The following is a 24447-nucleotide window of genomic DNA, read 5'->3' as shown; positions in this document are numbered from 1 at the left end:
CGGGGCAACTGCCCGGCGATCAACAAAACTTCAGCCCGTTAGGGGAAGAAAAAACGGGCCGCCCCTCGCATGGGCGGACCCGTAAGCGGGTATGACGGGTGATTACGTCTGTCACCCGCATGACGGTCCGCTCACCGTGGGTGAGCGGACCACCGGTTACGGCTGAGTCGGCGAGGCCGGTGCGTACGGCAGTCGCTGCACGTCGCGAGCGGTGCCGGTGACGCCCGAGAGGAAACCCTGGGCGCGCGGCGAGGCGTTCGAGGTCAACCACGCCGGATCGACGTCACACACGGCGACCTTGATGCCGGTGCCCGCGAGCGCCAGCGGCAGCGTGTGGACGACCGTGGACGGAAAACTCAAGATCATCCGCCCTATGGGACCGCGCCGGGCGATCAGCTCCAGCGGGAGGTCGGGCCGCACGATCTCCAGACCCACCTGCACGCTGATCCGGTGCAGTTTGTCGGTGCTCTCCTTGCGGTGGGCGAAGTAGCGCGTCGCCCCGTGCTCGCGGGCCAACCCCGCGACCGCCTCCAGATAGCGCTCCAGGTCCACCACGCCGGTCTCCACCAGCGAGGTGCCCACCAGGTCGGTGCCGCCCGTCAGTCGGGGCGGGCCGAACCGGGCCCGGGTCCAGGCGAACGTGTTGGCCGTGACCGTGATGCCCGGCGGCGGCTCCACCGGCATCGAGCTGAACACCTCGACCCGGCGCCGCTGCCCCGGGGTGAGCCGCCGCCGCGCGTTGGCCGACACGGGTGCGAAGACCAGGTCGCGCGGGCCACGGCTGCCGCGTCGGTGCCAGCGCTCAAGGCGCTCGCCGCGCGCCAGTTGGGAGATGAACTCCATGGTGGCCGTGCCGTCGTCCACGACGATCAGGTCCCGGGCCCTGGCCATGGTCAGCAGCAGTTGGACGTAGCGCGAGAAGGGGTCACCGATGACGATGCGGCGCGCGGCGCGCAGCAGCGAGGCCAGGCCGCCGATGGTGCGCAACGGCGCACCCGCGCCACCCCGCGCCTCCTCCCAACGCACCCGCACGCCCTCGTCCCTGGCCAGCTTCGCCATCCGGCGGAGCTGGCCACGGGTCATCGGGTCGTGCGGGGAGAGCACGATCACGGTCAGGTCCTCCGGTGCCCCAACACCGGGGCCCGCCACGGCCCGGGCGCCCGCCGGGGCGCCCCCGCCGTCCGGGTCGACGGGCTCCCCCGTCGGTCGCGCGCCGCCGCCCGCCGCGTGCGGCGCGTCCATGCCGCCTGCCGCGCGCAGCGCGTCGGCGTGGGCCCACTCCAGGACGTTCAGCAGCTGGACCGGGCTCTCCACGAAGGCGAGCGTGCTGCCCGCCGCCTTGTCCTGGCGGGTCACACCGCGGCGGGGCTCGGGCCGCCCGCGGCGGTCGGAACCGGCCCCACCCGCGGTGGGGGCCGGTTCCGGAACAGGGCCGACCGGCCCTGTGGTTGAGCTCACGAGGTCTACCTCACGCTCTCGGCGGCCTCGCCTGGCGACGAGGCCGCACTGCCGACGGGAGTTGCCGGGTGCGCCGGCTCGGAAGGCGGCGCGGCGCGCCCACGGCCCGTGGACACGGGGTCACACGGCGGCGGGCTCGCGCTCCTCCGACTCGGCGACGACGCCGGACACCCGGCGCAGCTTCTTCATCGGGCCGAGCTCGCTCTCGTACACCTTCTTGACCCCGTCACCGAGGGACTCCTCGATGGTGCGGATGTCGCGGACCAGGCGCTGCAGGCCCTGCGGCTCCACCGAGGCGGCCTGGTCCGAGCCCCACATGGCGCGGTCGAGGGTGATGTGACGCTCGACGAAGGTGGCGCCCAGGGCGACCGCGGCGAGCGTGGTCTGCAGACCCGTCTCGTGACCGGAGTAGCCGATCGGCACGTTGGGGTACTCGGCCTGGAGGGTGTTGATCACCCGCAGGTTGAGCTCCTCGGCCTTGGCCGGGTAGGTGGAGGTGGCGTGGCAGAGCAGGATGTTGTCGCTGCCCAGCACCTCGACCGCGTGCCGGATCTGCTTCGGCGTGGACATGCCCGTGGACAGGATGACCGTGCGGCCGGTGGCGCGCAGGGAGCGCAGCAGCTCGTCATCGGTCAGCGAGGCGGACGCCACCTTGTGCGCCGGGATGTCGAACTTCTCCAGGAAGGCGACGGCCTCGGTGTCCCACGGGGAGGCGAACCAGTCGATGCCCCGCTTCTTGCAGTGCTCGTCGATCTGGCGGTACTCGTCCTCGCCGAACTCGACGCGGTGCCGGTAGTCGATGTACGTCATCCGGCCCCAGGGGGTGTCGCGCTCGATGTCCCACTGGTCGCGCGGGGTGCAGATCTCCGGGGTGCGCTTCTGGAACTTGACCGCGTCACAGCCGGCGTCGGCGGCGACGTCGATCAGCTTGAACGCGTTCTCCAGGTCACCGTTGTGGTTGATGCCGATCTCACCGGTGATGTAGACCGGCTGGCCGGGCCCCGCGGTCTTGGCGCCGAGGGTGCGGAGGCGGGTGGAGCTCATGAAGACAGTTCCTTTCCAAGAATCCACGAGGCGATCTCGCGGATCGCACCGTCTCCTCCGGGGGTGGAGGTGACCGCGCGTGCGGCGCCACGTACGACGTCGTGCGCACCGGCGACCGCCACGGGCCAGCCGACGAGGCCGAAGCACGGGAGGTCGTTGACGTCGTTGCCGACATAGAGCACGCGCTCGGGCGCGATGCCCTGCTCCTCGCACCACTGCTTCAGTGCGAGGTCCTTGCGGTCGATGCCGTGGAGTACGGGAACCCGCAGCTTGCGGGCCCGCGCGGCGACGACCGGGTTTTGCTCCGTGGACAGGATCAGCAGCGGGACGCCCGCTCGGCGCATCGCCGCGATCCCGAGTCCGTCGCCACGGTGTACGGCGACGAGTTCGCGTCCTTCGGAGTCGATCAGCACCCTGTCGTCCGTCTGGGTGCCGTCGAAGTCGATGACCACCGCGTCGATGTCCTCGCGGGTGGGCAGGTGGGTGGGGAGGTACTCGCCGTGGGCCAGGGCGTCCGGACCGTCGAGGAGCGGCGCGAGGGCGCGGGCCCGCTCCAGGTCGTGCGGGTCGTCGATCTCCAGGACCCGCGCGGCGTCGGTGCGTACCGGCACGGTGTGGCCGAAGAACCGGTGCTGGTGGTCGCGGAAGCCGGCCGCGCGCATGGCGTAGGCGGCGCCGGTCTCCAGCAGGTCCTGCGGCCGGTCCTGGCGGCGCGGGCGGAACGACTTGTCGTGGTTGACGCCGAAGCCGCCGCTGGCCACGTCCTGGGCGGCGTCACCGGCCGGCGTCTTCGTCTCGTCGGCGTCGCGCCAGATGAAGCCGTGGAAGGGCGCGACGGTCAGCGCGGTGTCGGCGCCGCCGTCGAGGATGGCGCCGACGACGCCGTCGATGTCCTCGCGGTGGATGAACGGGCTGGTGCACTGCACGAGCAGCACCACCTCCGTGCTGCCGGGCCCGTCGTGCTCCGCCTCGTGCGTGTCCATGGCGTGCAGTACGGCCGCCTCGCTGGTGGCGGTGTCGCCGGCGATCGCGGTGGGCCGCTGGATGACGTCGGCGCCGGCGCCACGGGCCGCGGCGGCGATGCCCGGGTCGTCGGTGGAGACCACGACGTCGGTGACCAGGCGGCTGGCCCGGCACTCGCGCACCGCGCGGGCCACCAGCGGCACGCCGCCGACGGCGGCCAGGTTCTTGGCGGGCACGCCCTTGGAGCCGCCCCGCGCGGGGATCACCGCGAGCACCCGGCCACCGGGCCGGTCGCCGTCAGGGCCCTCGGCCGTCGTTCTTGTGCCCGGCGCGCTGGCGCGTCCTACGGGCTCCGAGGTGGACATGGCGGCTCCTGACTCGCGGCGCTGCGCGCCTGGTGGTTCGTGGCGCTGCGCGCCGGATCGGGTGGTGGACGTCTCCGGCGTGACCTGCCGGTCCCGCGGCGGCCTGGCCGGTGAGGCGTCGGTGGTGCGGCGGCCGGGGGCGGCCGGGTGGTCGGCGGGTGCGGGCGCGCGGCCCGCCGTGGTGCGCTCGCCGGGCGCGGGCGTCACAGCTCCCCCATGCGGCGGATGACGGGGGCCACGCGCTGCACGCCGTGCCGGTAGGCGCCGCGTGCCGCGTCCCGCATCGTGTTGCGGACCACCCGCTTGAGCCCGGAGGCGTCCTGCGGTTCTGCGCTGACGCCGGGGCGGGGGCTGCCGTCGGCCTGGAAGCCGTAGCGGCCCAGGATGCGCGGCAGGTAGCCGGGGGCGGTGACGGCCGTGTAGTACGGGGTGACCGGCGGCAGCGGCGCGCCGGTGAGCAGGTCCTCCAGTCGCTCGCGCACGGCGTCGAAGGCGTGCTCGTAGGCGCCGTCGGCGGCGGCCACGCCTTGGCGCGCCACCCACTCGGGGTCGGCCTGGGGCCGGTAGCCGGCGTCGAGCTGGTCCCAGGAGGCCAGGCAGCCCGAGCCCAGGAAGTGGTGGTTGCCGAGGCCCTCGCGAATGCCCAGGTCGGTGAGGACGGCGGTGGGGATGCCCCGGTGCAGCGATTCGAGCGCGGCCGTGGAGCTCACGGTCACCAGCAGGTCGGCGCCGTCCAGCACCTCACCCATGTGGCCGTAGACGAGGCGGAAGTTGTCGGGCAGCGCGCCCGCGTGCCGGTCGGCCAGCTTCTGGTAGGGCAGTTCCTCGATGTGCGTGGTGTGCTCGCCCGGCCTGCTGCGCAGCTTGACCAGGACCTCGCGGTCGGGGTGCTTGCGGGCGTGCTCGACGGCGCGGCGCAGCAGGTAGGCGCGGTCGGCGCGGTTGTCGGGCACCGAGGGCTGGACGGCGAAGACGACGGTGCCGCCGGTGTGCGGCCGCCGGGTGCGCGCGGTCTCGTCGTACGCGTCGCCGCCCAGGAAGGGCAGCGCGCACTCGACGACGACGTCGGGGTCGGCGCCCACGCCCTGGTAGACCTCGCGGAAGCGCTCGGCGTCGTAGCGGCTGTTGGCCAGCACGATGTCGGCGCCGTTACGCAGCAGCAGGCCGTCGGCGAGCTTCTCGTAGACCACGCCCACGTAGCCGGTGATCAGGGCCGGGCGGTGGTCGGCGTCGCGCAGCGCGTGGCCCAGGCCGTGCAGCATGGCCTGGACGCCGCCGCCCACGCACGAGAGCACGACCGCGTCGTAGCGTTCGCGTTCTATCGCGTGGAGGAACTCGATGCCCGTGACCTCACGCATCGCGTCCGCGCGCACTCCGACCTCGGAGAGCTGACGGGCGGTGGGGGTCGCGCGTCCTCGCAGCAGGTATCCGTCGAGACGGTGATCCGGTGCGACGCGGTGTGCGGTGAGCGCGCCCCACTTCCACCGAGTGTCGGAATCTGCGAGAACGGCCACGCGAGGCTGGGAATTGGTACGGGTGGGCACGTCGCTGACGCTAGGAAGGGTTTGCGAGTCACGGCCCAACACAGACGCAACAAACGGTTAACAGCATGTCGACGGTTGGCGAACCCGGCCATGAGAGCGGCGGGTTAACCATTCCGCCTCTCTTCGTTCATCTTCTCGTAGGCCATAGGTCAAGACGAATGCCGGGCGGACACCTACCGTCACCCGAGTGGTTAAGCTCTCCGTCATCGTGCCGTTCTACAACGTGCAGACCTACGCACCAGACACACTGAGAAGTCTGCGCGCCAACGCGCGAGAGGACTTCGAATTCATTCTCGTCGACGACTGTTCGAAGGACGGGACCCTCGAGCTCCTGGAGCGCGCCGAGCGCGACCTGCCCGGCGCGGTCCTCGTACGGCACGAACAGAACGGCGGGCTCGCCACCGCGCGCAACACGGGTCTGGACGCGGCGCGCGGCGAGTACCTGACCTTCCTCGACGGGGACGACTGGCTCGCCCCTGGCTACTACGAACAACTCCTCGCCTCCATCGAGGAGTTGGGCTGCGACTTCGTGCGCACCGACCATGTGCAGGTCACCAACCGGGCGCGCTCCATCCACCGGGTGCCGGTCGGCCTGCGCAACACCGTGCTCAACCCGCGGGACGTCATCCTGCCCTCCGACCGCTCGACCTCGGTGGACTACGCCTTCGCCTGGGCCGGCATGTACCACCGGCGGCTGCTCGACGACGGACTGCTGCATTTCCGCGACGGGCTGCGGACGGCCGAGGACCGGCCGTGGATCTGGAAACTTCACCGCGAGGCCACGTCGTTCGCGGTGCTGGGCACACTCGGGGTGTTCTATCGACGTGGTGTCGCCTCGTCGCTCACCCAGATCGGCGATGTGCGGCAGCTCGATTTCATTCGCGCATTCGACCAGGTGATCGAGGAAACCTCACGCGACCGCGAGGCCGCGCGACTCCTCCCCAAGGCCGTGCGTACATATTGTGCGATCATTTCCCATCACCTTGGTGGAATTGAAAGGTTCGAACCGGCCGTGGCACGTAAGTTGCGCACCATGAGCGCGGCGGCGATGAAACGCATGCCGCAGCAGGTGCTGAACGAGGCGCTGGACGCGATGGACTACGATCGCGCCGCGCGACTGCGCAAGCTGCGCCGCCGCCCCGTCGGCCCGGAGGTCGCGGCCTGATGAACAGCCGAAACAACACCCAGATCTTCCTCGCGTCCACCCTGTACGGCGTCGCCACGCTGGCCGCCGCCATCGACGCGGACTGCTTCCCGGAGGCCGACCGCCGGCTCCTGCTGATCAGCAACAACGCCGCCATCCCGGAGACCACCCCGGGCCTGGACGACATGCCCGGCTTCGAGGTGCTGCGCTCCCGGTTCGACGGCGTGCTGTCCTGGAACGAGACGATCAGCCCCTTCCACCCCGGCGGCTGGTCCCCGCGCGCGGACGACGCACCCCTGTGGGAGCGGCACCTGCGGCTGCTGTGGGACCTGGCTGACGACGATGTCGCGATCATCCTCGAGTCCATCCAGGTCAACCCGGCCCTCGCGCTGGCCCGGGTGTTCCCCAACGCCCCGCTGGACGTCTACGCGGACGGGCTGATGAGCTACGGGCCCACCCGCAGCAAGCTCGCCCCGCTGGTCGGTACCCGGGTGCGCAGGCTGCTCCACCTGGACCTGGTGCCCGGGCTCAAGCCGCTGTTGCTGACCGAGTTCGGCGTGCCGGCCGAGATCGTGCCGACCGACCGGTTCACCAAGGTGCTCGCGGAGGTCGCCGGGGTCTCCCCGGAGGTCACCGTTCCGGACGCCAGCCCGGGCGCGAAGGGCCCGGCGCTGCTGCTCGGCCAGTACCTGTCCGCCCTGGACATCCTCACTCCGCAGGAGGAGGAGGAGCTGCACGTCCGCATGTTGCGCGGCGTCGTGCGGCTCGGCCACCGCGAGGTCGTCTTCAAGCCCCACCCGACGGCGCCGGCCCGCTGGTCGCGCATGCTGGAGACCGAGGCGAGCACACTGGGCGCCGAGCTGACCGTGGTGGACTCGCCCGTCCTGGCCGAGGTGCTCTACCAGCGCGCCCGCCCGTCCCTGGTCGTCGGCTGCTTCTCGACCGCGCTGATCACCGCGAGCGCCCTGTACGGCCTGCCCGTCGCCCGTACCGGGACCGATGTCCTGCTGGAGCGGCTGACCCCGTACCAGAACAGCAACCGGGTGCCGGTGACGATCGTGGACGCGCTGCTGCCGAGCCTGGAGGACCACGCGGCGGTCCAGGCGTGGCAGGCGCCGCCCGGCGACCGCGCGGGCAAGGAGCTGACCGGCCTGGTCAGCGCCGTCGGGTTCGCCATGCAGGCACAGATCTACCCGAACCTGCGGCCCGTGGCCGAGCGCTATCTGTCGGCCAAGCTCAACGCCCACACCTGGCGGTACTTCAAGCGCCGCCGACTGACCGCGCTCGGCCTGCCCGGAGCGGTCCCCTCCCACCTCTCCTTCCTGCCGCGCAACCCGACGGTGCGCAAGGTGGCCCGCCGGGCCCGCGCCGTCCAGCGCCAGATCAAGAAAAGGGCAGCCTTCGGATGACGGCCCCGAGCACGGCACCGGGGCCGCTCCCCGAAGCCGTCACCCCCACACCCCCGGCCGACGCGCCGGGGGTGCCCGACGCTCCGCCCGGTCTGGAGGGCAAGCCCCCGGGCAAGCGCACGCCCGCGCGGCTGCGCGCGCTGGACGGGTTGCGGCTGGTGGCGGCGCTGATGGTCGCCCTCTACCACTACGGCGGGCGCGACGGCGAGATCGCCAAGGCGTGGGGCGCTTCCCCCTCGCAGCAGTTCCCCACCGCGTCCGAGTGGTTCGCCTACGGCTGTCTCGGCGTCCAGATCTTCTTCGTCATCAGCGGCTTCGTGATCTGCATGAGCGGCTGGGGACGCCCGCTCAAGGACTTCTTCGCCTCCCGTGTCTCGCGGCTCTTCCCCGCGTACTGGGCGGCGATCATCCTGGTCACGCTTGTCTTCGCGCTCCCGGCCGTGGCGTTCGCGACCGTCTCGCCCAGTGACACGCTGGTCAACTTCACCATGCTCCAGCAGCCGCTCGGCGCCGACCGGGTGCTCGGCGTGTGCTGGACGCTCTGGGCCGAGCTGCGGTTCTACGCGCTCTTCGCGCTGTTCGTGGTGCTGCCCGGCGCGAGCCGGCACCGGGTGGTGCTGTTCTGCGCCGTGTGGACGCTGGCCGCGGCCATGGCGGAGGCGGCCGACCAGCCGCTCCTGGACATCGTGCTGATGCCGGAGTACGCGCCGTACTTCATCGGCGGCATCGGCCTCTATCTGGTGCATCGTTTCGGCAATGACGCCCTGGCCTGGGGCATCGTCGGAGTCAGCTTCCTGATAGGACAGCGGTACGCGGTGGACGAGCTCTGGCACCCCCAGAACCCGGACTTCTTCTCGTACCGCCACACCTCGGTCATCATCGGCATCGTCGCGCTCGGCTACCTCGCGGTCGCCCTGGTCGCCCTCGGCAAGCTGAACTGGGCCAACTGGCGCTGGCTGACCGTAGCCGGCGCCCTCACCTATCCCTTCTACCTGGTCCACGAGCACCTCGGCTGGGTCGTCGTCGAAACCCTCCACCAGGACCTGGACATCCCGTCGCACGCGACGTTCGCGCTGACCATCGCGATCATGCTGACCCTCGCCTGGCTGCTGCACAAGCTCGTCGAGAACCCCCTGACCCCGGTCATCCGGCGATCGATCGCCGGCAAGCGGAAGCGGTAGCGGTGAGCGGTTAGCGGGAGGAGCGGCCCGAGCCGGACTGACGGCGGGGCGGCGGAACGCGGACCTCACGGCCCGGCGCGCGAAAGGCGTGCCGGGCCGTCCGCGTGGGGGTTGGCGGGCCGCGTGCGCGTGCTCGCGCGCTTGTGCGGGTGGAGCTGGGTTCACGGGGTCGGTGGGCCGCGCTCGCGCGGGTGCGGGCGGGCCGGGGTTCGGCGAGGGTCGGTGAGGCCGGGCGGGCGGGCGGGTGGAGCTGGCGCTCCGGGGGGCGGGCGGATGACGTGGGGCTGGCGGGGCGGGCTCGGCTCGCCGGGAGCGGGGATCGGCTCACGCATCGGGATGGGCTGCCGCGCGGGGGGGGCTGCCGCGCGGGCGCCTTCCGGCGCCTGGGGGCCTACCGCGTGGGCTGGACGGGCTCGGACCGGTGGGCCGGTGCGGCCAGGAGCGTGGCTTCGAGGCCGGCGACGATCGCCCGCAGCCCCTCCTCGAACCGGTCCTCGTAGTCGTGGAAGAGGTCCGGCCCCACCTCGACCGCCAGCGGGAACTCCGCGCCTATGAACTCGGCCCGATCCGCCACGTCGTAACCGGGCGTGCGCTCCCCCGGCATCGGCTGCACGGCCTGCTCCTCGATCGCGAACCCGAGGGTGTAGGTGAAGACGACGAAGGTGGCGCGGGCGGCCAACCCCGCCGGGTGGCCGGCGTCGACGAACACCCGGAGGTGCGCCTCCAGTGAGGGCGCGTGCCCGGTGTCGGTGAAGCGCGTGCCGCTGAAGACCTTCGCCCCGTCCCGCAGCGCGAGCAGCGCCCCGCGCAGCGTCCGGCTGAACTCGGTCAGTTGCTCCTGCCAGGTGTCGGCCACGACCGGACGCTCCTCGTGCATCCGGCGGTAGATCGTGGTGGCCATCTCGTCGAGCAGTTCCTGCTTGTTCTTGAAGTGCCAGTACAACGCCGGCGCCTGCACGTTCAGCTCCTTGGCGATCCGGCGCAGCGTGAGCCCGTCCAGACCCACCTCGTTCAACAACCGCAGCGCGGTGTCCACCACCTGGGCCCGGTCAAGTCGCGTCGTCGCCATGTGGCCATTTTCCCTTCCCCCACCGCTCTTCCCCCTCGGGGTCGGGCACCCCTTGACAACTTAACATCGTTAAGCGCACACTCCAAGTACGCCGCACTTAACGACGTTAAGGAGCTTACGGTGACCACGACTCCTCCCCCCAGCGCACCGCCGACCCCGTCGCGCGCCGCCCCCGCCGCCCCCGCCGTCTCCGCGCCAGCGCCGGCGAGCGTGAGCAGGGCGGCGCCCGCGACGGGGGGCGCGACCACGCCGGCGGGCGTCTCGGCGGTCGAGCGGAGGACGGCCAGCTGGACCGACCCCGAGGCGCCGGGCGAATCGCCGGGGGGCGTGCTGATCGTCGGAGCGGGGCCCACGGGCCTCACCCTCGCCTGCGACCTGGCCCGACGCGGCGTGCCGGCGCGCGTGGTCGAGCGGGCGGACACCCTCTTTCCCGGCTCGCGCGGCAAGGGCCTCCAGCCGCGCACCCGGGAGGTCTTCGACGATCTCGGCATCGGCCCGGCCATCGCGCGGGACGGCGGTCGCTACCCCCGCATGCAGCGCTGGCGCGGCGGACAGCGCCTGGAGGAGTGGGACCTGGTGGAGCGCGCCGAACCGCACGAGGGTGCTCCGTATCGCGAGACGTGGATGGTCCCGCAGTGGCGCACCCAGGAGCTGTTGTACGAGCGCCTGCGCGAGTGCGGCGGCGCGGTCGAGTTCCGCACCGAGCTGGTCGGGCTCGATCAGGACACGCACGGCGTGAGCGCGACGCTCGCGCGGGCCGCCGGCCCCCGGGAGGTGGTCCGGGTCGCCTATGTGATCGCGGCCGACGGCGGGCGCAGCACGGTGCGCCGACTGACGGGCGTGCCCATGACCGGGCGCAGCGTGGACCCGATGCCGATGTTGGTGGCCGACGTGCGCCTGGCACCCGTGCCCGACGGCGCGGCGGCGGGCGGCGCCGTGGCCGACGCGGCGGCCACGGGTGACGCCGGGGCACGGGCGAGCGCGGGGGCGCCCGGGGGTGGCGGCGGCGCGGCGGGGCCGGGCGTCGACCGCGACCACTGGCACGTGTGGTCGGAGAGCGCGGGCGGCGCCACCGCGCTGTGCCCGCTGGCCGGGACGGACATGTTCCAGCTGCTGGCCCAGTTCGCGGACCCGGCGGCCGAGCCCGACCCGAGCGCGGACGCGGTGCGCCGTCTGGTGGCCGAGCGCACCCCGCTGCCCGTGTCAGCGGTGCGCGAGGTGATCTGGGCCTCGGGTTTCCGGCCGCGCGCGGCTCTGGCCGAGCGGTTCCGGGTCGGCCGGATCTTCCTGTTGGGCGACGCGGCCCATGTGCACTCGCCGGCGGGCGGCCAGGGGCTCAACACCAGCGTCCAGGACGCCTACAACCTCGGCTGGAAGCTGGAGCGGGTGCTGCGGCACGGCGCGGACGACAGCCTGCTCGACACCTATGAGGAGGAGCGGCTGCCCATAGCGGCCGAGGTGCTCGGCCTCAGTACGCGACTGCACCGCGCGCGCCCGCTCGACGAGGGGGGCGGCGGCGTGCGCCAGGGCTCCGAGACCCATCAGCTCGCCCTGTCGTACGCGGGCGGTCACCTGGCGGTGGACCGTCGCGCCACCCGCGAGGTCCTGGTTCAGGGCGCCCTGCGCGCGGGTGACCGGGCTCCGAACGCACGCTGTGTGGATGCCTGGGGGCGGGAGTTCACCCTCTTCGACGCCTTCCAGGGCTCCCACTTCACGCTGCTGGACTTCCGCGCGGCGCACGGCTCACAGGGCGCGGCGGACCGGGCCGCAGATCGCGGCACCACCGGGCCAAGCACCCCGGGGGCACACACCGACGTGCCCGCCGACACCCTCGGCGGGCCCACGCCCCGGCACGCCACCGAGCCGGCGCCAGTCGCCCAGAGCGACGTCGACGACCACGACTCGGTGCGCCGCGTCACCATACGAAGCGCCTCCGAGCATGCCCAACGGGCCTACGGCACGGCGCTGTTCCTCATCCGACCCGACGGTCACATCGGCCTCATCACCGATGACCCGGCCGATGTCGCGGACTACTTCGCCCGCCTGCGGCGCCGGCGCCCCGGCGTCCCCGCCTCGCACGCCGATACGCCGCCGGCCAGCACACCTGCGCCCGGACCGGCCTCGACGCCCGGCGCCTCCGTGCGCGAGGAGCCCCCGCGGTCTCCGGCCCTCGCACGCCCCGTAGCGCCCGCGCTCTCCGCGCGGTCTCAGTTCCAGCCGAGGAGGTAGGTGTCCCCCGCATCCGGCGCTTCGGCGATTCTCACGGGTCGGGCGCCCGCGCGAAGGGACTGGCGATAGATCTCGACCTTGTCACCACGCTTCGCGAGAAAGGCGATCTGCCGCTTGTCCGGCGATGGTACGGCGCCGTACGAGGGGAGACCGGTCCCGGGCAACAACCGTTCCACGTCTCGTACGATCTGGAGGTCAGCGGTGAATCCCACCCGAAGAATCTGCGTATGCGAGTCACCGGCATGAGAGCAGATCAGATCACGGGAGTCGAGCCAGAATTCGGGCGAACAATCGGGGACCTCGACGCTTCCCCGGGGAATTCGCGGACCCTGTTCCCCGTAGTCCGTGCTCTTGCCCAGCGGGATTCCGGCCTCCCGCGCGGCGTCACGCCGGCGGAGTTGGAGCTGATTCCAGACGGAGTTGTGCTCGGCGATATAGCCGCCGGTGGGATGGATGGCGGATGTGCTCAGGCCGGCGTCCCTGGCATACCAGGCCACGCCTCCACCGAAGGACACCTCGTTCATCGGCTCGCCGTCGGCGTCGACGGCCTCGCCTCGGTCGCGGGCGGTGTCCGGCGCGTTCGCGGGCGGTCGACTGCGCAGTCGTCCCTGCCGGTCGACGTACCACAGGTCGCCCTCGTGGAAGACCGGGAAGCTGTCCTCCGGCGCTCCGGCCCGGGAGCCCCGGCCGGCCTCCGGCCCCACCGGGAGGCCGGTGCGCGTCTCGAAGGCGACCGCCCGGTGGCCGGCACCGCCGGGTCCGGTGACACGCCCGGCCATCAGGGTGTAGTCCTCGTTGAACATCTGCCGCAGCGCCGAGGAGGCCGGGTAGGTGCCGTAGCCGTCATGGCAGGCGTAGGAACCGCTCGGGTTCTGATCCGCGGGCATGTCCCCCGACGCCGACGACACGACGCTGCCGTCGCGGACGGACAGCGCGGTGAGGGAGATACCCGTGGCCGTGGAACAGGTGAGCAGGAGCACGGACTCCGGAACCCTGAATTCGGTGTGCCGGGTCTGACGTTCGGGGCCGTGGTTCGCACGGTCGGACGGCGCGGAATCGGATGAACTGTCGCAGCCTGCCTGGAGGGAGACGATGGAGAGGACGAGAAGGGCGGTCAGCAGGGCGGGAGCGCGTCGACGGAGAACGCGCCCCGCGGTTCTCCGGGGCTCGCCGGTCGGGCTTCGACGTGCCATGGGAGACGGTGAGCGAGCGTCACGATTTCCACGTGTGAGTGCGCTACTCCAAGACGTCGACGAACAAAGGAAGTCGAGGGTGTGGGTGATTCCGTTCCGCTGGCGCACGCCTCTGTCCTTTCGTCGACGCGACCGGTTTAAACTCCCGTGGGCAGGTACGCGCTGTTCTTCTCGCACACGTTTCGCCTCGGTGTGTGGCGAGATCAGGAGCACCCTCGTTTCTTGCCTCATCTCTCCTTATCGGCGACTTTTTCCGCTGGTGCGCCAGCGGCCAGGCCACGGTGGCGGCGTTCGGATCCGGGCGGTGGTGTTGTCGGAGGCCCAGCTCATCGCCCCCGGCGTCGGACGCCCGACACGCTCGGGCCGGTCGCCCCGGGCCGGGAGAGCCCCGGCTCGCGCGAGGGACGCGGTCAGCCCGGTCACGGCAGGAGCCGCGCGTCCCTGCGGGGTGGTGTCACGAGGCGACCGAAAGAAGAGGGTGGCGCACTCGACGGGGGCGGGAGGCGGCCTCGGCGGGACGCGTTTCGCGCGGACGGGGCCGGGCGGGCGAGCGCGACCGAAGAGCGTGTGGTCAACGGCCCAGGCGGACACGCCAGTCGTGTTCGAGGATGGCGTACTGGACGATGTCGTGCCAGACGCCGTTGGCGAATCCGTAGTGTCGCAGCACGCCTTCGCGGGTCATGCCCGCCTTCTCCGCGGCGCGTTGCGCGGTGGCGTTGGCCGGGAGGACGCCGGCCCAGAGGCGGTGCAGGCCGAGCCGGTCGAAGCCCAGCACGCCGAGCAGATAGCTGATCTCGAGGCTGTGCCCGATGGTGGCCTGGTCGGCGCGCAGGGCCAGGCCGACCTCGGCGCTGCGGTGTCCGGTGCGTACGAGGGCCTCCGTGGCCGGTCGGTCGAGCACCAGCTTCGCTGTTCCGATCAGCTCGTCCGTACGTGCCCGACTGACGCCGAGCCGGTAGTGGGTGCGAGGGTGCTGTCGCGCACTCGTCACCGCGTGCTCGACCACGGCGACCGCGTCGCGCGGTTGGAAAGGGCGCATGCCGAACGGACGGGTGGTGGCGGGGTCGGCGAAGACGGTGAGCACGGCGTCCACATCGGTGGGCAGGAGTTCGCGGAGCCGGAACCTGCTGCCCTCCACCACGACCGTGCGGTGGCCGGGCGGCGCCGGTTCGCCAGGGCCCCGCCCGCCTCGGTGGGTACCGGACTGTTCGGGCATCGGCAGCGTCCAGGGCACGTCGGGGACGGCTCCGTGCTGGGGATCGGCCGCCCTCGCCGACGGCACCACACCGGTCTCGGCTCCCGGACCGGCGCCCGCCGCCGGGCCAGCGCCTGCCTCCGGGCCGGTGTCGGGCTGGTCCGGTGCTCCGTGGGCCCGTTCGTGAGCCTGCTCGTGGTCCGGCTCCCAGTCCCAACCGGCCCCTCGTGCCCTGTCGCCGCGTCCGCTCATCGCTCGTCTCCCGCGTGCTGTTCCGTCGGTCCGTAGCGCACGCGGGGTGCTCGCGGTCGCCTGCGCGCGCGGGGTTCGGGAGGGAGCCCGTCACCGACTCACCCGGCGAGTCGGTGGCGCGCCGCGCGACCGGGCCCACGCGGTCGCCGGCGTCACGGGCTCGGGCCCGGGCCCCGCACCGGAGCGCTCCGCACGGTTCGTACGGAGCGGCTGGGCGCTGCTTGCTGGTACGGGACGGTGCGGGACGCGTACGGGGTCGCGGTGCCCCGCGTGCCTCCATGCGGCGAGCGTGGCGTAGCGGTGGGGGGCGTACCAAGACGCGTCACTCCGCTGCGCGCAAAGCCCACCCGTCCGACTGAGAGTCGGGGCGCGGCGAGGGCGGGAGTTGACCGACCCCGCCGCCCCGGGGGCGGGCCGCGCCGCCACCGGGGCGGGGCGGCGGAGCCGGGAGCCGGCGCGATGTCGGCCCCCGGGAGCCGGGAGCCGGCGCTCGATGCCGGCCCCGGGTCGGAGTCGGAGCTCCCGGCTGGGGTCGGCGCTCCGACGTCAGGCCCCGAGGCCGGGGCCGGGTTCGGGATCGACGTCAGGGCCGCGCGCCCGGCGTCGGGATCAGTGCCCGGGCCGGGTGAGGGGGGCGGGCGTAGGGGAACCGCGGGTCAGGAGGGGGTCAGATGAGCAGGGACAGCAGCAGGACGAGACCGCCGGCCACCACCGAGATGATCGTCTCCATCAGCGACCATGTCTTGATCGTCTGGCCGACGTTCATGCCGAAGTACTCCTTGACCATCCAGAAGCCGGCGTCGTTGACGTGGCTGAAGAACAGCGAGCCGGCGCCGACGGCGAGGACGAGCAGCGCCTGGTGGGTGGTGGACATGTCGGCGGCCAGCGGCGCGACGAGGCCGGCGGCGGAGATGGTGGCCACTGTGGCGGAGCCCGTGGCGAGCCGGATGCCGACCGCGATGAGCCAGGCGAGCAACAGCGGGGAGACGTCCCAGTCGTTGGAGAAGTCCAGGATCATCTGGCCGACGCCGATGTCGATCAGGGTCTGCTTGAAGCCGCCGCCGGCGCCGACGATGAGCAGGATGCCGGCGATGGGCACCAGGGACGTGTCCACCGTCTTCGCCAGCCGCTCCTTGGCGAAACCGGCGGCCCGGCCGAGCGTGAACATGGCCACCAGGACGGCGGCGAGCAGGGCGATCAGCGGGGAGCCGACGACGTCGGTGACACGTTGTACGTGGTTCTCGGGGTCGTCCACGATGATGTCCACCAGCGCCTTGCCCAGCATGAGCACGACGGGCAGCAGCACGGTGCAGACGGTGGCGACGAAGCTGGGCCGGCGCTCCAGTGTCTCGGACGGCCGCTGCGGGATGAGCCCCTCGGGCGGCTCGATGTCCACCCACCGCGCGGCGTACCGGGCGAAGACGGGGCCGGCGATGACGACGGTGGGCACGCCGACGAGCACGCCGAGGGCGAGGGTGACGCCGAGGTTGGCGTCGATCGCGTCGATGGCGGCGAGCGGGCCGGGGTGGGGCGGGACGAGGCCGTGCATGACGGACAGGCCGGCGAGAGCCGGGATGCCGATGCGCATGAGGGAGTACTGGCCCCGCTTGGCGACCAGCAGCACGACCGGGATCAGCAGCACGATGCCGACCTCGAAGAAGAGCGGTAGCCCGATGATCCCGGCGATGAGGGCCATGGCCCAGGGCATGGTGCGTTGGTTGGCCCGCGCGAGGATGGTGTCCACGATCTGGTCCGCGCCGCCGGAGTCCGCCAGCAGCTTGCCGAGGATCGCGCCGAGCGCGATGAGCACCCCCACACCGCCGACCGTGGACCCGAGCCCCGCCGTGAAGCTCGCGATGGTCTTGTCGAGCGGGGCCGCCGCCACCGCTCCGAGCACCAGCGAACCGATGGTCAGGGACAGGAACGCGTGCAGCTTGAACGTGGTGATGAGCAGGACGATGGCGGCGATGCCGACGAGGACGGCGATGCCCAGTTGGGCGTGGCCGGCCGAGGTGATGGGCTCGGCGGCATCCGCGGCCAGCATCTCGACGCTGAGAGTGCTCACGGGACGGTTCCTTACGTGTGCGGGTGCGGGTCAGGGGGCGTACGGGACGGGAGGGAGGCGGCGGACGGGAGAGGTACGGGGCGGCCCGGGCGCGTGGCGCGGCAGCCGGCGCGCGGTGGAGCCCCCCGGCGCGCCCGGGGTCGGGCGTGGGGCGGTGGCTCCCCCGAGCCGGCCGACGCCTGGGGGCCCGGAGCCGGCCACGGTGGCCGGGCGGCGACGCGGTCGGCTGGGGCCGGTGGGGCCGCCGCCGGGAGGCTGGCGGGTGTGCCGCCAGCCCGGGTGGCGGGCCGGGACGAGGTCAGACGGGGTGGTCCGGGTCGAGTCGGGCGATCTCCTCGACGGCGCGTTGGGTGATCACCGCGGGTTGCGGGGTGACGTCCACCGCCACCCCGCGCTCGTCGTCCTGGAGCGGTTCGAGGTCGGCGTACTGGGAGTCCAGCAGCGTGTCGGGCATGAAGTGGCCCTTACGGGTGCGCAGCCGGTCGGCGATGAGCGCGCGTTCGCCGGTCAGGTGCAGGAAGACGATGCCGGGGGCCGCGGTGCGCAGCCGGTCCCGGTAGGTCCGTTTGAGTGCCGAGCAGCTCACGACGCCGCCCTGGTCGGCCTGGTCGTGGGCCCACGCGCCGATGGCGTCGAGCCAGGGAGCCCGGTCCGCGTCGTCCAGCGGGGTGCCGGCGGACATCTTGGCGATGTTGCGCGGCGGGTGGAAGTCGTCGGCCTCGGCGTAGGGGACGCCGAGGAGCGCGGCGAGCGAGCGGCCGATGGTGGACTTGCCCGTACCGGACACGCCCATGACGACCACGACGTGGGGGGCTTGCATGAACAACCTCGCTGTCTTCATCGACCTCGACGACGCCCCACACCTTCACGCATAGGTACGACGTATTCAAGAGTCTGTGATTTAAAAGTCATACTTAATTGCCGTGGATGTCACGTCGTAGGCTGACCGGCATGGACAACCACGGGCAGGGGCTACACGCTCGCGTTCTGGCCTCGCTCGGCCCGGCGATCACCGCGGGCGAGTACCCGCCGGGCACGGTGCTGCGCACCGACGAGCTGGAACGGCGCTTCGAGGTGTCCCGCACCGTGATCCGCGAGGCCGTCCGGGTGCTGGAGTCCATGTACCTGGTGGCCTCCCGGCGCCGGGTCGGTGTGACGGTCCGGCCCGCCGAGGAGTGGAACGTCTTCGACCCGCAGGTGATCCGCTGGCGCCTGGCCGGGGCGGACCGTGCGCGTCAACTCCGTTCACTGACGGTGCTGCGGTCGGCGGTGGAGCCGGTCGCGGCCGGGCTCGCGGCCACCCTCGCCACGCCCGAGCAGTGCGCCCGCCTCACCGAGCACGCCCTGGGCATGGTGGCCACCTCACGGGGTCAGCAGCTCGACGCCTATCTGGTGCATGACGTGGCCTTTCACCGGACGGTGCTGAACGCCTCGGGCAACGAGATGTTCGCGCGGCTCGGCGACGTGGTGGCCGAGGTGCTGGCCGGGCGGACCGAGCACCATGTCATGTTCGCCGACCCGGACCCGGCGGCGGTCACCCTGCACGTGCGCGTCGCCGAGGCGATACGCGAGCGGGACGCGGCCAGGGCCGAGTCGCTGACCCGCGAGATCGCGGTGGGCGCGATGGCGGAACTGGACGTTCTGGCCCCGTAGGCCACCGGTCGGCGGACCGGCCCGCCTCTGCCTCGGATCGTGTCTCTTTCCCTTCCCGACCGCTCCCCGACCCGCTCCCCGGAATCGGGCCCCCGCCACCGGCAGCGCGGGTCCGGCTCGGGCGGGGCAGGGAAGTCGGACAGGGCCCCAAGCCCTCGGGTCGCCACACCTCATGCCACCCAGGTCGCGGCGTCGCGCCGTCGGGCGAACCACCCGCCGGCCAGGCGGTGCTCGGCGGCGCGTTCCGCCTCGTCGCGGGGTCCGACACCGCACACCGTGGCCCAGACGTCGCATCCCCCGCGCGCCGCGACCGGCTGCGGGGCGCGCGGGTCGCAGGACGTACGCCCATGGCGTACGGCGGCGCGAGAGGGCCCGGCGGGATGGGCAGTGTCCGGCGACGCGCGGGCACCGGCGCCGGGAAGCGGACCGCGGGCCCCGCGATCCGGTGCCGCATGACCGGCGCACCCGCCCCACCATCACCCACCACCCCCGTGGCGATCGCGGCGAAGGGGCGGAGGGCGCGGACGTCCCGTCAGACATGAGCGTCCCGGGGGCACGAGATGGGCCGTGGGCGGAGGCCGGGCGTGAGGACCGCCGTCCGCGATCTGTGGCCCCACGGGCGTACGGGGTCGGCTCCTGGCCTGATGGAGCGGGGCCGGCAGGCGCGGGCCCGGCCGCGAGACCGGCAGGCGCGGGCCCGACAGGTACGAGAACCGGCAGGCGCGGGGGCGACCGGCGCGGGAGCACTGACCGCTCGGCTGGAGCGGAGGCGCCGGAACGGCGAACGCGAGAGCGAGCCTGACGTGCGCCTCGGTCGCGGCGGCTGACCGTCCCGCTCGGCCCGAACACGCACCACCGGAGGGCGCGGGAGCGGGTGACGTACGGCTGACCGTGAGGCTGCGGACTCACCTTCGGTTCACGTCAGTGGCCTTCGCTCCGACGCGGGCGCCCCGACCACGACTCGCCGTGCCCCGCCCGGCTAGATCGGGGCCTGCTCCGGTTCGGTCGGGGCCTGCTCCGGGGCCGCTCGCGGGTCCAGGCCGAACAGCGGGAGGCAGGGGGTGAGGCCGGTCACGGTGATCGGGAGATCCGGGTCGGGCCGCCAGTCGGCGCGGGCCAGCCGGAGCCGCCGTAGGGTGGCCGGCCGGCCCTGGGAGACGACGCGCTCCAGGCCGTCGGGCGCGTAGCCGAGCTTGTGCGAGACCGCGCACGAGCGCGCGTTGTCCTCGAACGCCGACGTCATCGCCTCACGGGCGCCGAGCCCGGCGAAGGCGAGGTGCAGGATGGCGGCGCGCATCTCGGTGCCCACGCCCCGGCCCTGGTGTCGCAGGCCCAGCCACGAACCGGTGGTCACCACGCCCAACACGCCGAAGTCCCGCCCCGCCACCTCCTGTACGCCCAGCGGCCGACCGTCCTGGAAGACGGTCAGGTTCAGCGACCAGTGGGTGGGGGTCCAGTCGCCACGGCGCAGCCAGTGGTACTGGACCACCGCGCGCGCCCGCTCCGGCCCCGGCACGTCCGACCACGGCACGGTGAACGGCATGCGGCCCGGCGCGTGGACGCCCTCGGCGGCGACGTCGGCCAGCGCGGCGAGTTCCTCGGCATCGGGAAGCCGCAGTTCCAGGCGCGGGGTGCGCACGCGCAGCCCGACCAGCGGCCAGTGATCGATCAGCATGATCCATTGTCGGTCGGCCACCCCCGGCCGAGCACACGGTTTTCCCGTCCCCGCCAGCTCGCCCTACCCGCCCGCGTCGTCCGCCACCCGGACCGGTGCCGGGCACACTCACGCGTCGCGCGTCCCGTTGGCGGCGGGCCACGCCACGTCACGGGGGGCGAGGGTACGGAGGCGGGGGCGCGTCGCGCGGCGGAGGCGCGCCCCTCGTGGTGGTGGTCGGTGTGGTGTCAGGGAGGTCGGTCGTGGTGTCAGGGTTTCCTCGGGGTAGCGCAAGGTTCGGCGTCCGGTGGCCCAGGGCATATGGGGGAGGGGACGAAATCGCCGTGATGTGGGGGGCAACAGATGCGCCGGATGTCCGCGTCCGTCTTGCGGGCCACGCTCGCCGCGCTGACGGCGGCGGCCGTGACCACGGTCGCCACCGGATGCGAACCAACGACCGCGCAGTCCCGGGCGTCGCACAGGCCGACCGCCGCCGCCGAGACCAAGCGCGAAGCCCCACGGCGCACGCACGCGGCGCCGGAGCCCACCCGGGCCAAGCCCCGCACGTACCGCCCTCGGCCACCGCGCACCCACCGCCCGACCCCGACCCCACCGGCCGCCAAGCGCACCTGGCCGACGCGGCCCGCCCCGCCACGACCCCGGCCGGTGCTCGCGGCGGGGACCAGCGGCGAGAAGGTCCGCGAACTCCAGGCCCGGCTGCGCCAGCTCGACCTCTTCTCACGCCAACCCACGGGTTACTACGGCTCGGTCACCAGCGCCGCGGTGGCCACCTTCCAGCGTGGCCACGGCCGGACCGCGACCGGCGCGCTCGACGCCAAGACCTGGTCCAAGCTGCGCGACCTGACGGACCAGCCGGACCAGGACGCGATGTACCCGCCGACGACGCTGCCGATAGCCAGGCCGGACGCGCGGTGCATGACCGGGCGGACGCTGTGCATCAGCAAGTCGAGCCGGACCCTGGCGTGGATGGTCAACGGCAAGGTGGAGGCGGCGATGGACGTCCGGTTCGGCTCGCAGTACACGCCGACGCGCGAGGGCACGTTCAAGGTGGACTTCAAGAGCCGCGACCACGTCTCGACGATCTACGACACACCGATGCCGTACGCGATGTTCTTCAGCGGCGGCCAAGCGGTGCACTATTCGTCGGACTTCGCCGCGCGCGGATACAGCGGCGCCTCGCACGGCTGCGTCAACGTCCGGGACCGGAAGCAGATAGCCACGGTCTTCGCCCAGGTGAAGGCGGGCGACAAGGTCGTCGTCTACCGCTAGCGCACCCCGCGCGACGGTCGGCACCGCCAGGCCCGCCCGTACGCCGCCCGCCCACCAGCCGCCAGTCCGCCAGGGCACCGACATCCCGGGCCGGGCCGCGCGAGGCCAGGCCGGATCGGTCCCGCCCGCCAGATCGGGACCTGACCAGGCCAGGCTCCGGACACGGCCCTGCCCCGTGGAGAGGCTCACGCTCCGTGCCCCGGGCCCACGGTCGGACGAGCGGCGTGCCGAAGAGGCCGGGAGGATGTCGCGAGCAAGTCGGTTCAGCCAACCCGAGCCGGCACGCCTGACCCGTACGGCGTACGACGCCTACCCGCCGCGCGCGTGACCCGGCGCCAAACCGCACCACACCGCCCCGTGTCACACCACGGCACGGCACGACGCGACACCCGTCCCGAACCCGAACGCGGCGAGCCCGCGCCTACCCCCGTACGACGGCGTCGCCGCGCCCGGTCGCGCGTGAGCGTGAGGCCGGGCCCACATCGGGATGCGGCACGGGGCGAGTGCTCGGAAGGGTCGTACGACAGCACGCCGCACGCCGATCCCGTACGGCGGGCACGTCCGGGCGTCGGTTCGCGCGGCGCGGCGCCGGGTCGCGACCCGGGCCCGTGCCCGTGCCCCGTGGACGGCTGCGCGTGCTGGCGGCCCTCACGAGCAGCAGGGCGCGGCATCCACGTGACGCCCGTGGGCGAACCGTCGCGAGCGGGTCGTGCCGTCGGGGCCGCCTGGTGGGCCGGGGCGCTCGACGGCGTGGGCGTCGCGTGACGCGCGGCGGTGTGGGGCATCGCCCGGTGTGGGCGGGCCGTATCGCGGCGGTACGGCGGGTGGTGTCACGGCGGTGGCGGGCCGCGCCCGGTAGCGCGCAGCGGCAGACGGCGCGGGAGAGCGGTGCGGGACGGCGTCGCACGAGGAGGTGGGCAGGGCCGCGCGTCCCGGAGCGGGAGCGTGGGAAGGCGAGAGCGGTGATGTGAGAGGGGGCGCGGGCAGGGCCGGGGGAACGTGCCCCGCCCGCGCCGGTTGCGCGTAGCCGTAGGTACGGGGGGAACCCCCGGCTAGCGCGCGGCCGATGACCAGTCGGCCCGCTCCATTCAGCGTCGTGGTCCGAGAAAACGTCACACCTCATCGGTTCTGGTCAGCACACGGCCCGCTCATCGGGGCTTTTGTCTGCTGGTGACCGATATGGCAGGCCAGGTGTTCGGCAGAGTGGCGCGCTCCGCCCGGGAGGAGGTGAGGAACATTCAGTGGGTCGTGGCGGGACTGGGGGATTCCTCGGCGGTGTGGCTGGGGGACGGCGTGCTCGACTGCGTGGGCGAGGGCCGACCCTCGCCGGGGGGCCGCCCGCCGCCGGGCGGGTGGTCTCCGTCGCCGTCTCCCTCGTTCCCCCCGCCGGGCTCCCCGCTGTGACCGTCGCCCGGCTCCCCGCCCTGGTCACCGCCGCCACCGCCACCGCCACCCCCACCACCGCCACCGGGGCGTGCCGTGCTGGCCTCGTTCAGCAGGCCGTCGCAGAACGTGCGTACCGCGGTCGCGCCGCCTGCCGCGCGCTCCAGTTTGAGCAGGGTGTGCGAGTCGAGGCCGGCGTCCTTGCCGTCCTTCTGGGCGACGTAGTCGCGGCACATCGCGATGGCCCAGCGCTTCTTGTTCGGGTCGGGCTTCCATCGTGGCGGGTGGGTGCCGGGGCGGTTGCCGGGCCTGGTGATGCCCGGGGTCGGGTCGCCGGGGTCGGGTTCCTGGCCGGCGCCGTCGGTCGCGCCCCCGCTCGGGTTCGGTTCGCCGTCCCGTCCTGTGTCGTCGGGGTGGGCGGAGCCGGATTCGGAGGGCCTGGTTCCGTCGCTGGGGCGCGCGGAGCGGCTCGGGTCGCCGGACGGCCCGCCGGTCGTGGCGCTGAACTTCGGCTGGGGCAGCGAGCCGTCGGGGGTCTCGGCGGCGGTCACGCTGGAGGCCGGTGCCGGTTGCGCGTCGCCCCGAAAGGGCGTCGGCAGCACACCGGTGCCCGCCGCGACGGCGACGCTGCCCAGCGCGCACCCCACCAGGGCCGCGGCGAGGCCGGCGCGCAGGGGGCGGCGCACTGGCGACGGTCTGCCCCGCGCCGACCGGCCCTTGCGTCCGGGCCCGGTGTCCGCCCGACCGACCACGGTGCTCGCCGACGGGCCCGTGGTGCGTCTGCCGCGCGGCGCGGCCAACGGGGCACGCCCCTTGCCGGCGGCGCCCCGCGCCTCGGCCGCCCGCTCGTCGTCGGAGGCGGAGGGCAGCGCGGACCCGCCGGTGACCGTGGACGTCGGCACACCGGCCGCCGACACACCAGGGGCCGAGGCGTCAGGCATCGACGCGCCGGCCGTCGACGCGCCGGAGGTCAGAGCGTCAAGCGGCGACGCGTCAGAGGCCGAAGCGTCAAGCGCCGACGCACCAGGGCCCGGCCCACCAGGCATCGACACACCAGGGGCCGAAGCGCCAGGCATCGACGCGGCGGCCGTCGACGCGTCAGAGGTCAGAGCGTCAAGCGGCGACGCGTCAGAGGCCGAAGCGTCAAGCGCCGACGCACCGGGAGCCGAGGCGCCAGACATCGGCACCCCGGGGACCGGTGCACCAGGCGCCGGAGCGTCAGGCACCGGCACGCCAGGGCGCGGAGCATCGGACGTCGACGCGTCAGAGGCCGAGGCGTCGAGCGTCGGCGCGCCATGTGCCGGCGCACCCGGACCCGAAGCGTCGAGCGGCTGCGCACCGGCCGTCGGCGCGTCA

Annotated in this window: 17 protein-coding genes; 6 read left to right on the top strand and 11 right to left on the bottom strand. The window is 73.2% G+C overall.

Going from position 1 to position 24447, the window contains the following annotated elements; genetic code table 11:
• Window positions 1-156: 156 nt before the first annotated feature.
• The 4 genes from ACFVFR_RS01235 to ACFVFR_RS01220 form a co-directional block, all read right to left on the bottom strand.
• Window positions 157-1356 (bottom strand): hypothetical protein, encoded by a 1200-nt coding sequence (locus ACFVFR_RS01235; protein ID WP_383696700.1) that lies wholly within the window; start codon window positions 1354-1356, stop codon window positions 157-159.
• A gap of 222 nt (window positions 1357-1578) precedes the next feature.
• Window positions 1579-2502, bottom strand: coding sequence for an N-acetylneuraminate synthase family protein (locus tag ACFVFR_RS01230; protein ID WP_383696697.1), 924 nt, complete (start codon window positions 2500-2502; stop codon window positions 1579-1581).
• Window positions 2499-3830: a cytidylyltransferase domain-containing protein gene (locus ACFVFR_RS01225; protein WP_383696694.1), complete on the bottom strand. Its 1332-nt coding sequence runs from the start codon at window positions 3828-3830 to the stop codon at window positions 2499-2501. The genes ACFVFR_RS01230 and ACFVFR_RS01225 overlap by 4 nt, the downstream gene beginning before the upstream one ends.
• 203 nt (window positions 3831-4033) lie before the next feature.
• Entirely contained in the window at window positions 4034-5374 is a 1341-nt protein-coding gene (locus ACFVFR_RS01220) for a DUF6716 putative glycosyltransferase (protein ID WP_383696691.1), read from the bottom strand.
• A gap of 187 nt (window positions 5375-5561) precedes the next feature.
• Here ACFVFR_RS01220 and ACFVFR_RS01215 point away from each other — a divergent pair, with 187 nt between their 5' ends.
• The 3 genes from ACFVFR_RS01215 to ACFVFR_RS01205 are packed head-to-tail and all read left to right on the top strand — an operon-like array spanning window position 5562 to window position 9108.
• Window positions 5562-6539, top strand: coding sequence for a glycosyltransferase family 2 protein (locus ACFVFR_RS01215; RefSeq protein ID WP_383696688.1), 978 nt, complete (start codon window positions 5562-5564; stop codon window positions 6537-6539).
• Window positions 6539-7927 carry an alpha-2,8-polysialyltransferase family protein gene (locus ACFVFR_RS01210; RefSeq protein ID WP_383696686.1) on the top strand — a complete coding sequence of 463 codons (1389 nt, stop codon included), beginning with the start codon at window positions 6539-6541 and terminating at the stop codon, window positions 7925-7927. Before ACFVFR_RS01215 ends, ACFVFR_RS01210 begins: the two co-directional genes overlap by 1 nt.
• A complete protein-coding gene (locus tag ACFVFR_RS01205) occupies window positions 7924-9108 on the top strand; it encodes an acyltransferase family protein (protein ID WP_383696683.1) in 1185 nt (394 codons plus the stop codon). Before ACFVFR_RS01210 ends, ACFVFR_RS01205 begins: the two co-directional genes overlap by 4 nt.
• Window positions 9109-9499: 391 nt before the next feature.
• On the opposite strand, the gene ACFVFR_RS01200 is transcribed toward ACFVFR_RS01205, so the two are convergent.
• The gene (locus ACFVFR_RS01200; protein ID WP_383696682.1) at window positions 9500-10177 is read right to left on the bottom strand and encodes a TetR/AcrR family transcriptional regulator C-terminal domain-containing protein; all 678 of its coding nucleotides are present in this window, start codon (window positions 10175-10177) and stop codon (window positions 9500-9502) included.
• A gap of 120 nt (window positions 10178-10297) precedes the next feature.
• Here ACFVFR_RS01200 and ACFVFR_RS01195 point away from each other — a divergent pair, with 120 nt between their 5' ends.
• Window positions 10298-12406, top strand: a complete 2109-nt coding sequence (locus ACFVFR_RS01195) for an FAD-dependent monooxygenase (RefSeq protein WP_383696680.1) — start codon at window positions 10298-10300, stop codon at window positions 12404-12406.
• Here ACFVFR_RS01195 and ACFVFR_RS01190 read toward each other — a convergent pair.
• The 4 genes from ACFVFR_RS01190 to ACFVFR_RS01175 all read right to left on the bottom strand — a co-directional run bounded on the left by ACFVFR_RS01190 (window position 12385) and on the right by ACFVFR_RS01175 (window position 17931).
• Window positions 12385-13599 carry a hypothetical protein gene (locus ACFVFR_RS01190; RefSeq protein ID WP_383696677.1) on the bottom strand — a complete coding sequence of 405 codons (1215 nt, stop codon included), beginning with the start codon at window positions 13597-13599 and terminating at the stop codon, window positions 12385-12387. The genes ACFVFR_RS01195 and ACFVFR_RS01190 overlap by 22 nt on opposite strands.
• A 571-nt stretch (window positions 13600-14170) precedes the next feature.
• Complete coding sequence (locus tag ACFVFR_RS01185; RefSeq protein WP_383696675.1) at window positions 14171-14833, bottom strand: GNAT family N-acetyltransferase; 663 nt, start codon at window positions 14831-14833, stop codon at window positions 14171-14173.
• An 880-nt stretch (window positions 14834-15713) separates the two neighbouring features.
• Window positions 15714-17111, bottom strand: a complete 1398-nt coding sequence (locus tag ACFVFR_RS01180) for a gluconate:H+ symporter (protein WP_383696672.1) — start codon at window positions 17109-17111, stop codon at window positions 15714-15716.
• A 298-nt stretch (window positions 17112-17409) separates the two neighbouring features.
• A complete protein-coding gene (locus ACFVFR_RS01175) occupies window positions 17410-17931 on the bottom strand; it encodes a gluconokinase (protein ID WP_383696669.1) in 522 nt (173 codons plus the stop codon).
• A gap of 131 nt (window positions 17932-18062) precedes the next feature.
• Between ACFVFR_RS01175 and ACFVFR_RS01170 the strand changes: the two genes are divergently transcribed.
• Window positions 18063-18764 (top strand): FadR/GntR family transcriptional regulator, encoded by a 702-nt coding sequence (locus ACFVFR_RS01170; protein ID WP_383696822.1) that lies wholly within the window; start codon window positions 18063-18065, stop codon window positions 18762-18764.
• Between the two features lie 979 nt (window positions 18765-19743).
• On the opposite strand, the gene ACFVFR_RS01165 is transcribed toward ACFVFR_RS01170, so the two are convergent.
• Entirely contained in the window at window positions 19744-20439 is a 696-nt protein-coding gene (locus tag ACFVFR_RS01165) for a GNAT family N-acetyltransferase (protein ID WP_383696667.1), read from the bottom strand.
• Window positions 20440-20790: 351 nt separating this feature from the next.
• On the opposite strand from ACFVFR_RS01165, the gene ACFVFR_RS01160 reads away from it, so the two are divergent.
• Window positions 20791-21708: a L,D-transpeptidase family protein gene (locus ACFVFR_RS01160; protein WP_383696664.1), complete on the top strand. Its 918-nt coding sequence runs from the start codon at window positions 20791-20793 to the stop codon at window positions 21706-21708.
• 1238 nt (window positions 21709-22946) lie between these two features.
• On the opposite strand, the gene ACFVFR_RS01155 is transcribed toward ACFVFR_RS01160, so the two are convergent.
• Window positions 22947-24032 (bottom strand): hypothetical protein, encoded by a 1086-nt coding sequence (locus ACFVFR_RS01155; RefSeq protein WP_383696662.1) that lies wholly within the window; start codon window positions 24030-24032, stop codon window positions 22947-22949.
• Window positions 24033-24447 lie beyond the last annotated feature (415 nt).

The sequence above is a fragment of the Streptomyces sp. NPDC057702 genome (assembly GCF_042799315.1).
GTDB lineage: Bacteria > Actinomycetota > Actinomycetes > Streptomycetales > Streptomycetaceae > Streptomyces.
Note: the sequence above shows the minus strand (reverse complement) of the source record. Positions and strands in the feature narration are given on the sequence as shown.

Coding starts and splice junctions, on each gene's coding strand:
- ACFVFR_RS01230 (WP_383696697.1), bottom strand. CDS start 2,502: ATGAGCTCCACCCGCCTCCGCACCCTCGGCGCCAAGACCGCGGGGCCC.
- ACFVFR_RS01225 (WP_383696694.1), bottom strand. CDS start 3,830: ATGTCCACCTCGGAGCCCGTAGGACGCGCCAGCGCGCCGGGCACAAGA.
- ACFVFR_RS01210 (WP_383696686.1), top strand. CDS start 6,539: ATGAACAGCCGAAACAACACCCAGATCTTCCTCGCGTCCACCCTGTAC.
- ACFVFR_RS01205 (WP_383696683.1), top strand. CDS start 7,924: ATGACGGCCCCGAGCACGGCACCGGGGCCGCTCCCCGAAGCCGTCACC.
- ACFVFR_RS01200 (WP_383696682.1), bottom strand. CDS start 10,177: ATGGCGACGACGCGACTTGACCGGGCCCAGGTGGTGGACACCGCGCTG.
- ACFVFR_RS01190 (WP_383696677.1), bottom strand. CDS start 13,599: ATGGCACGTCGAAGCCCGACCGGCGAGCCCCGGAGAACCGCGGGGCGC.
- ACFVFR_RS01175 (WP_383696669.1), bottom strand. CDS start 17,931: ATGCAAGCCCCCCACGTCGTGGTCGTCATGGGCGTGTCCGGTACGGGC.
- ACFVFR_RS01170 (WP_383696822.1), top strand. CDS start 18,063: ATGGACAACCACGGGCAGGGGCTACACGCTCGCGTTCTGGCCTCGCTC.
- ACFVFR_RS01165 (WP_383696667.1), bottom strand. CDS start 20,439: ATGCTGATCGATCACTGGCCGCTGGTCGGGCTGCGCGTGCGCACCCCG.
- ACFVFR_RS01160 (WP_383696664.1), top strand. CDS start 20,791: ATGTCCGCGTCCGTCTTGCGGGCCACGCTCGCCGCGCTGACGGCGGCG.
- ACFVFR_RS01155 (WP_383696662.1), bottom strand. CDS start 24,032: ATGCCTGACGCCTCGGCCCCTGGTGTGTCGGCGGCCGGTGTGCCGACG.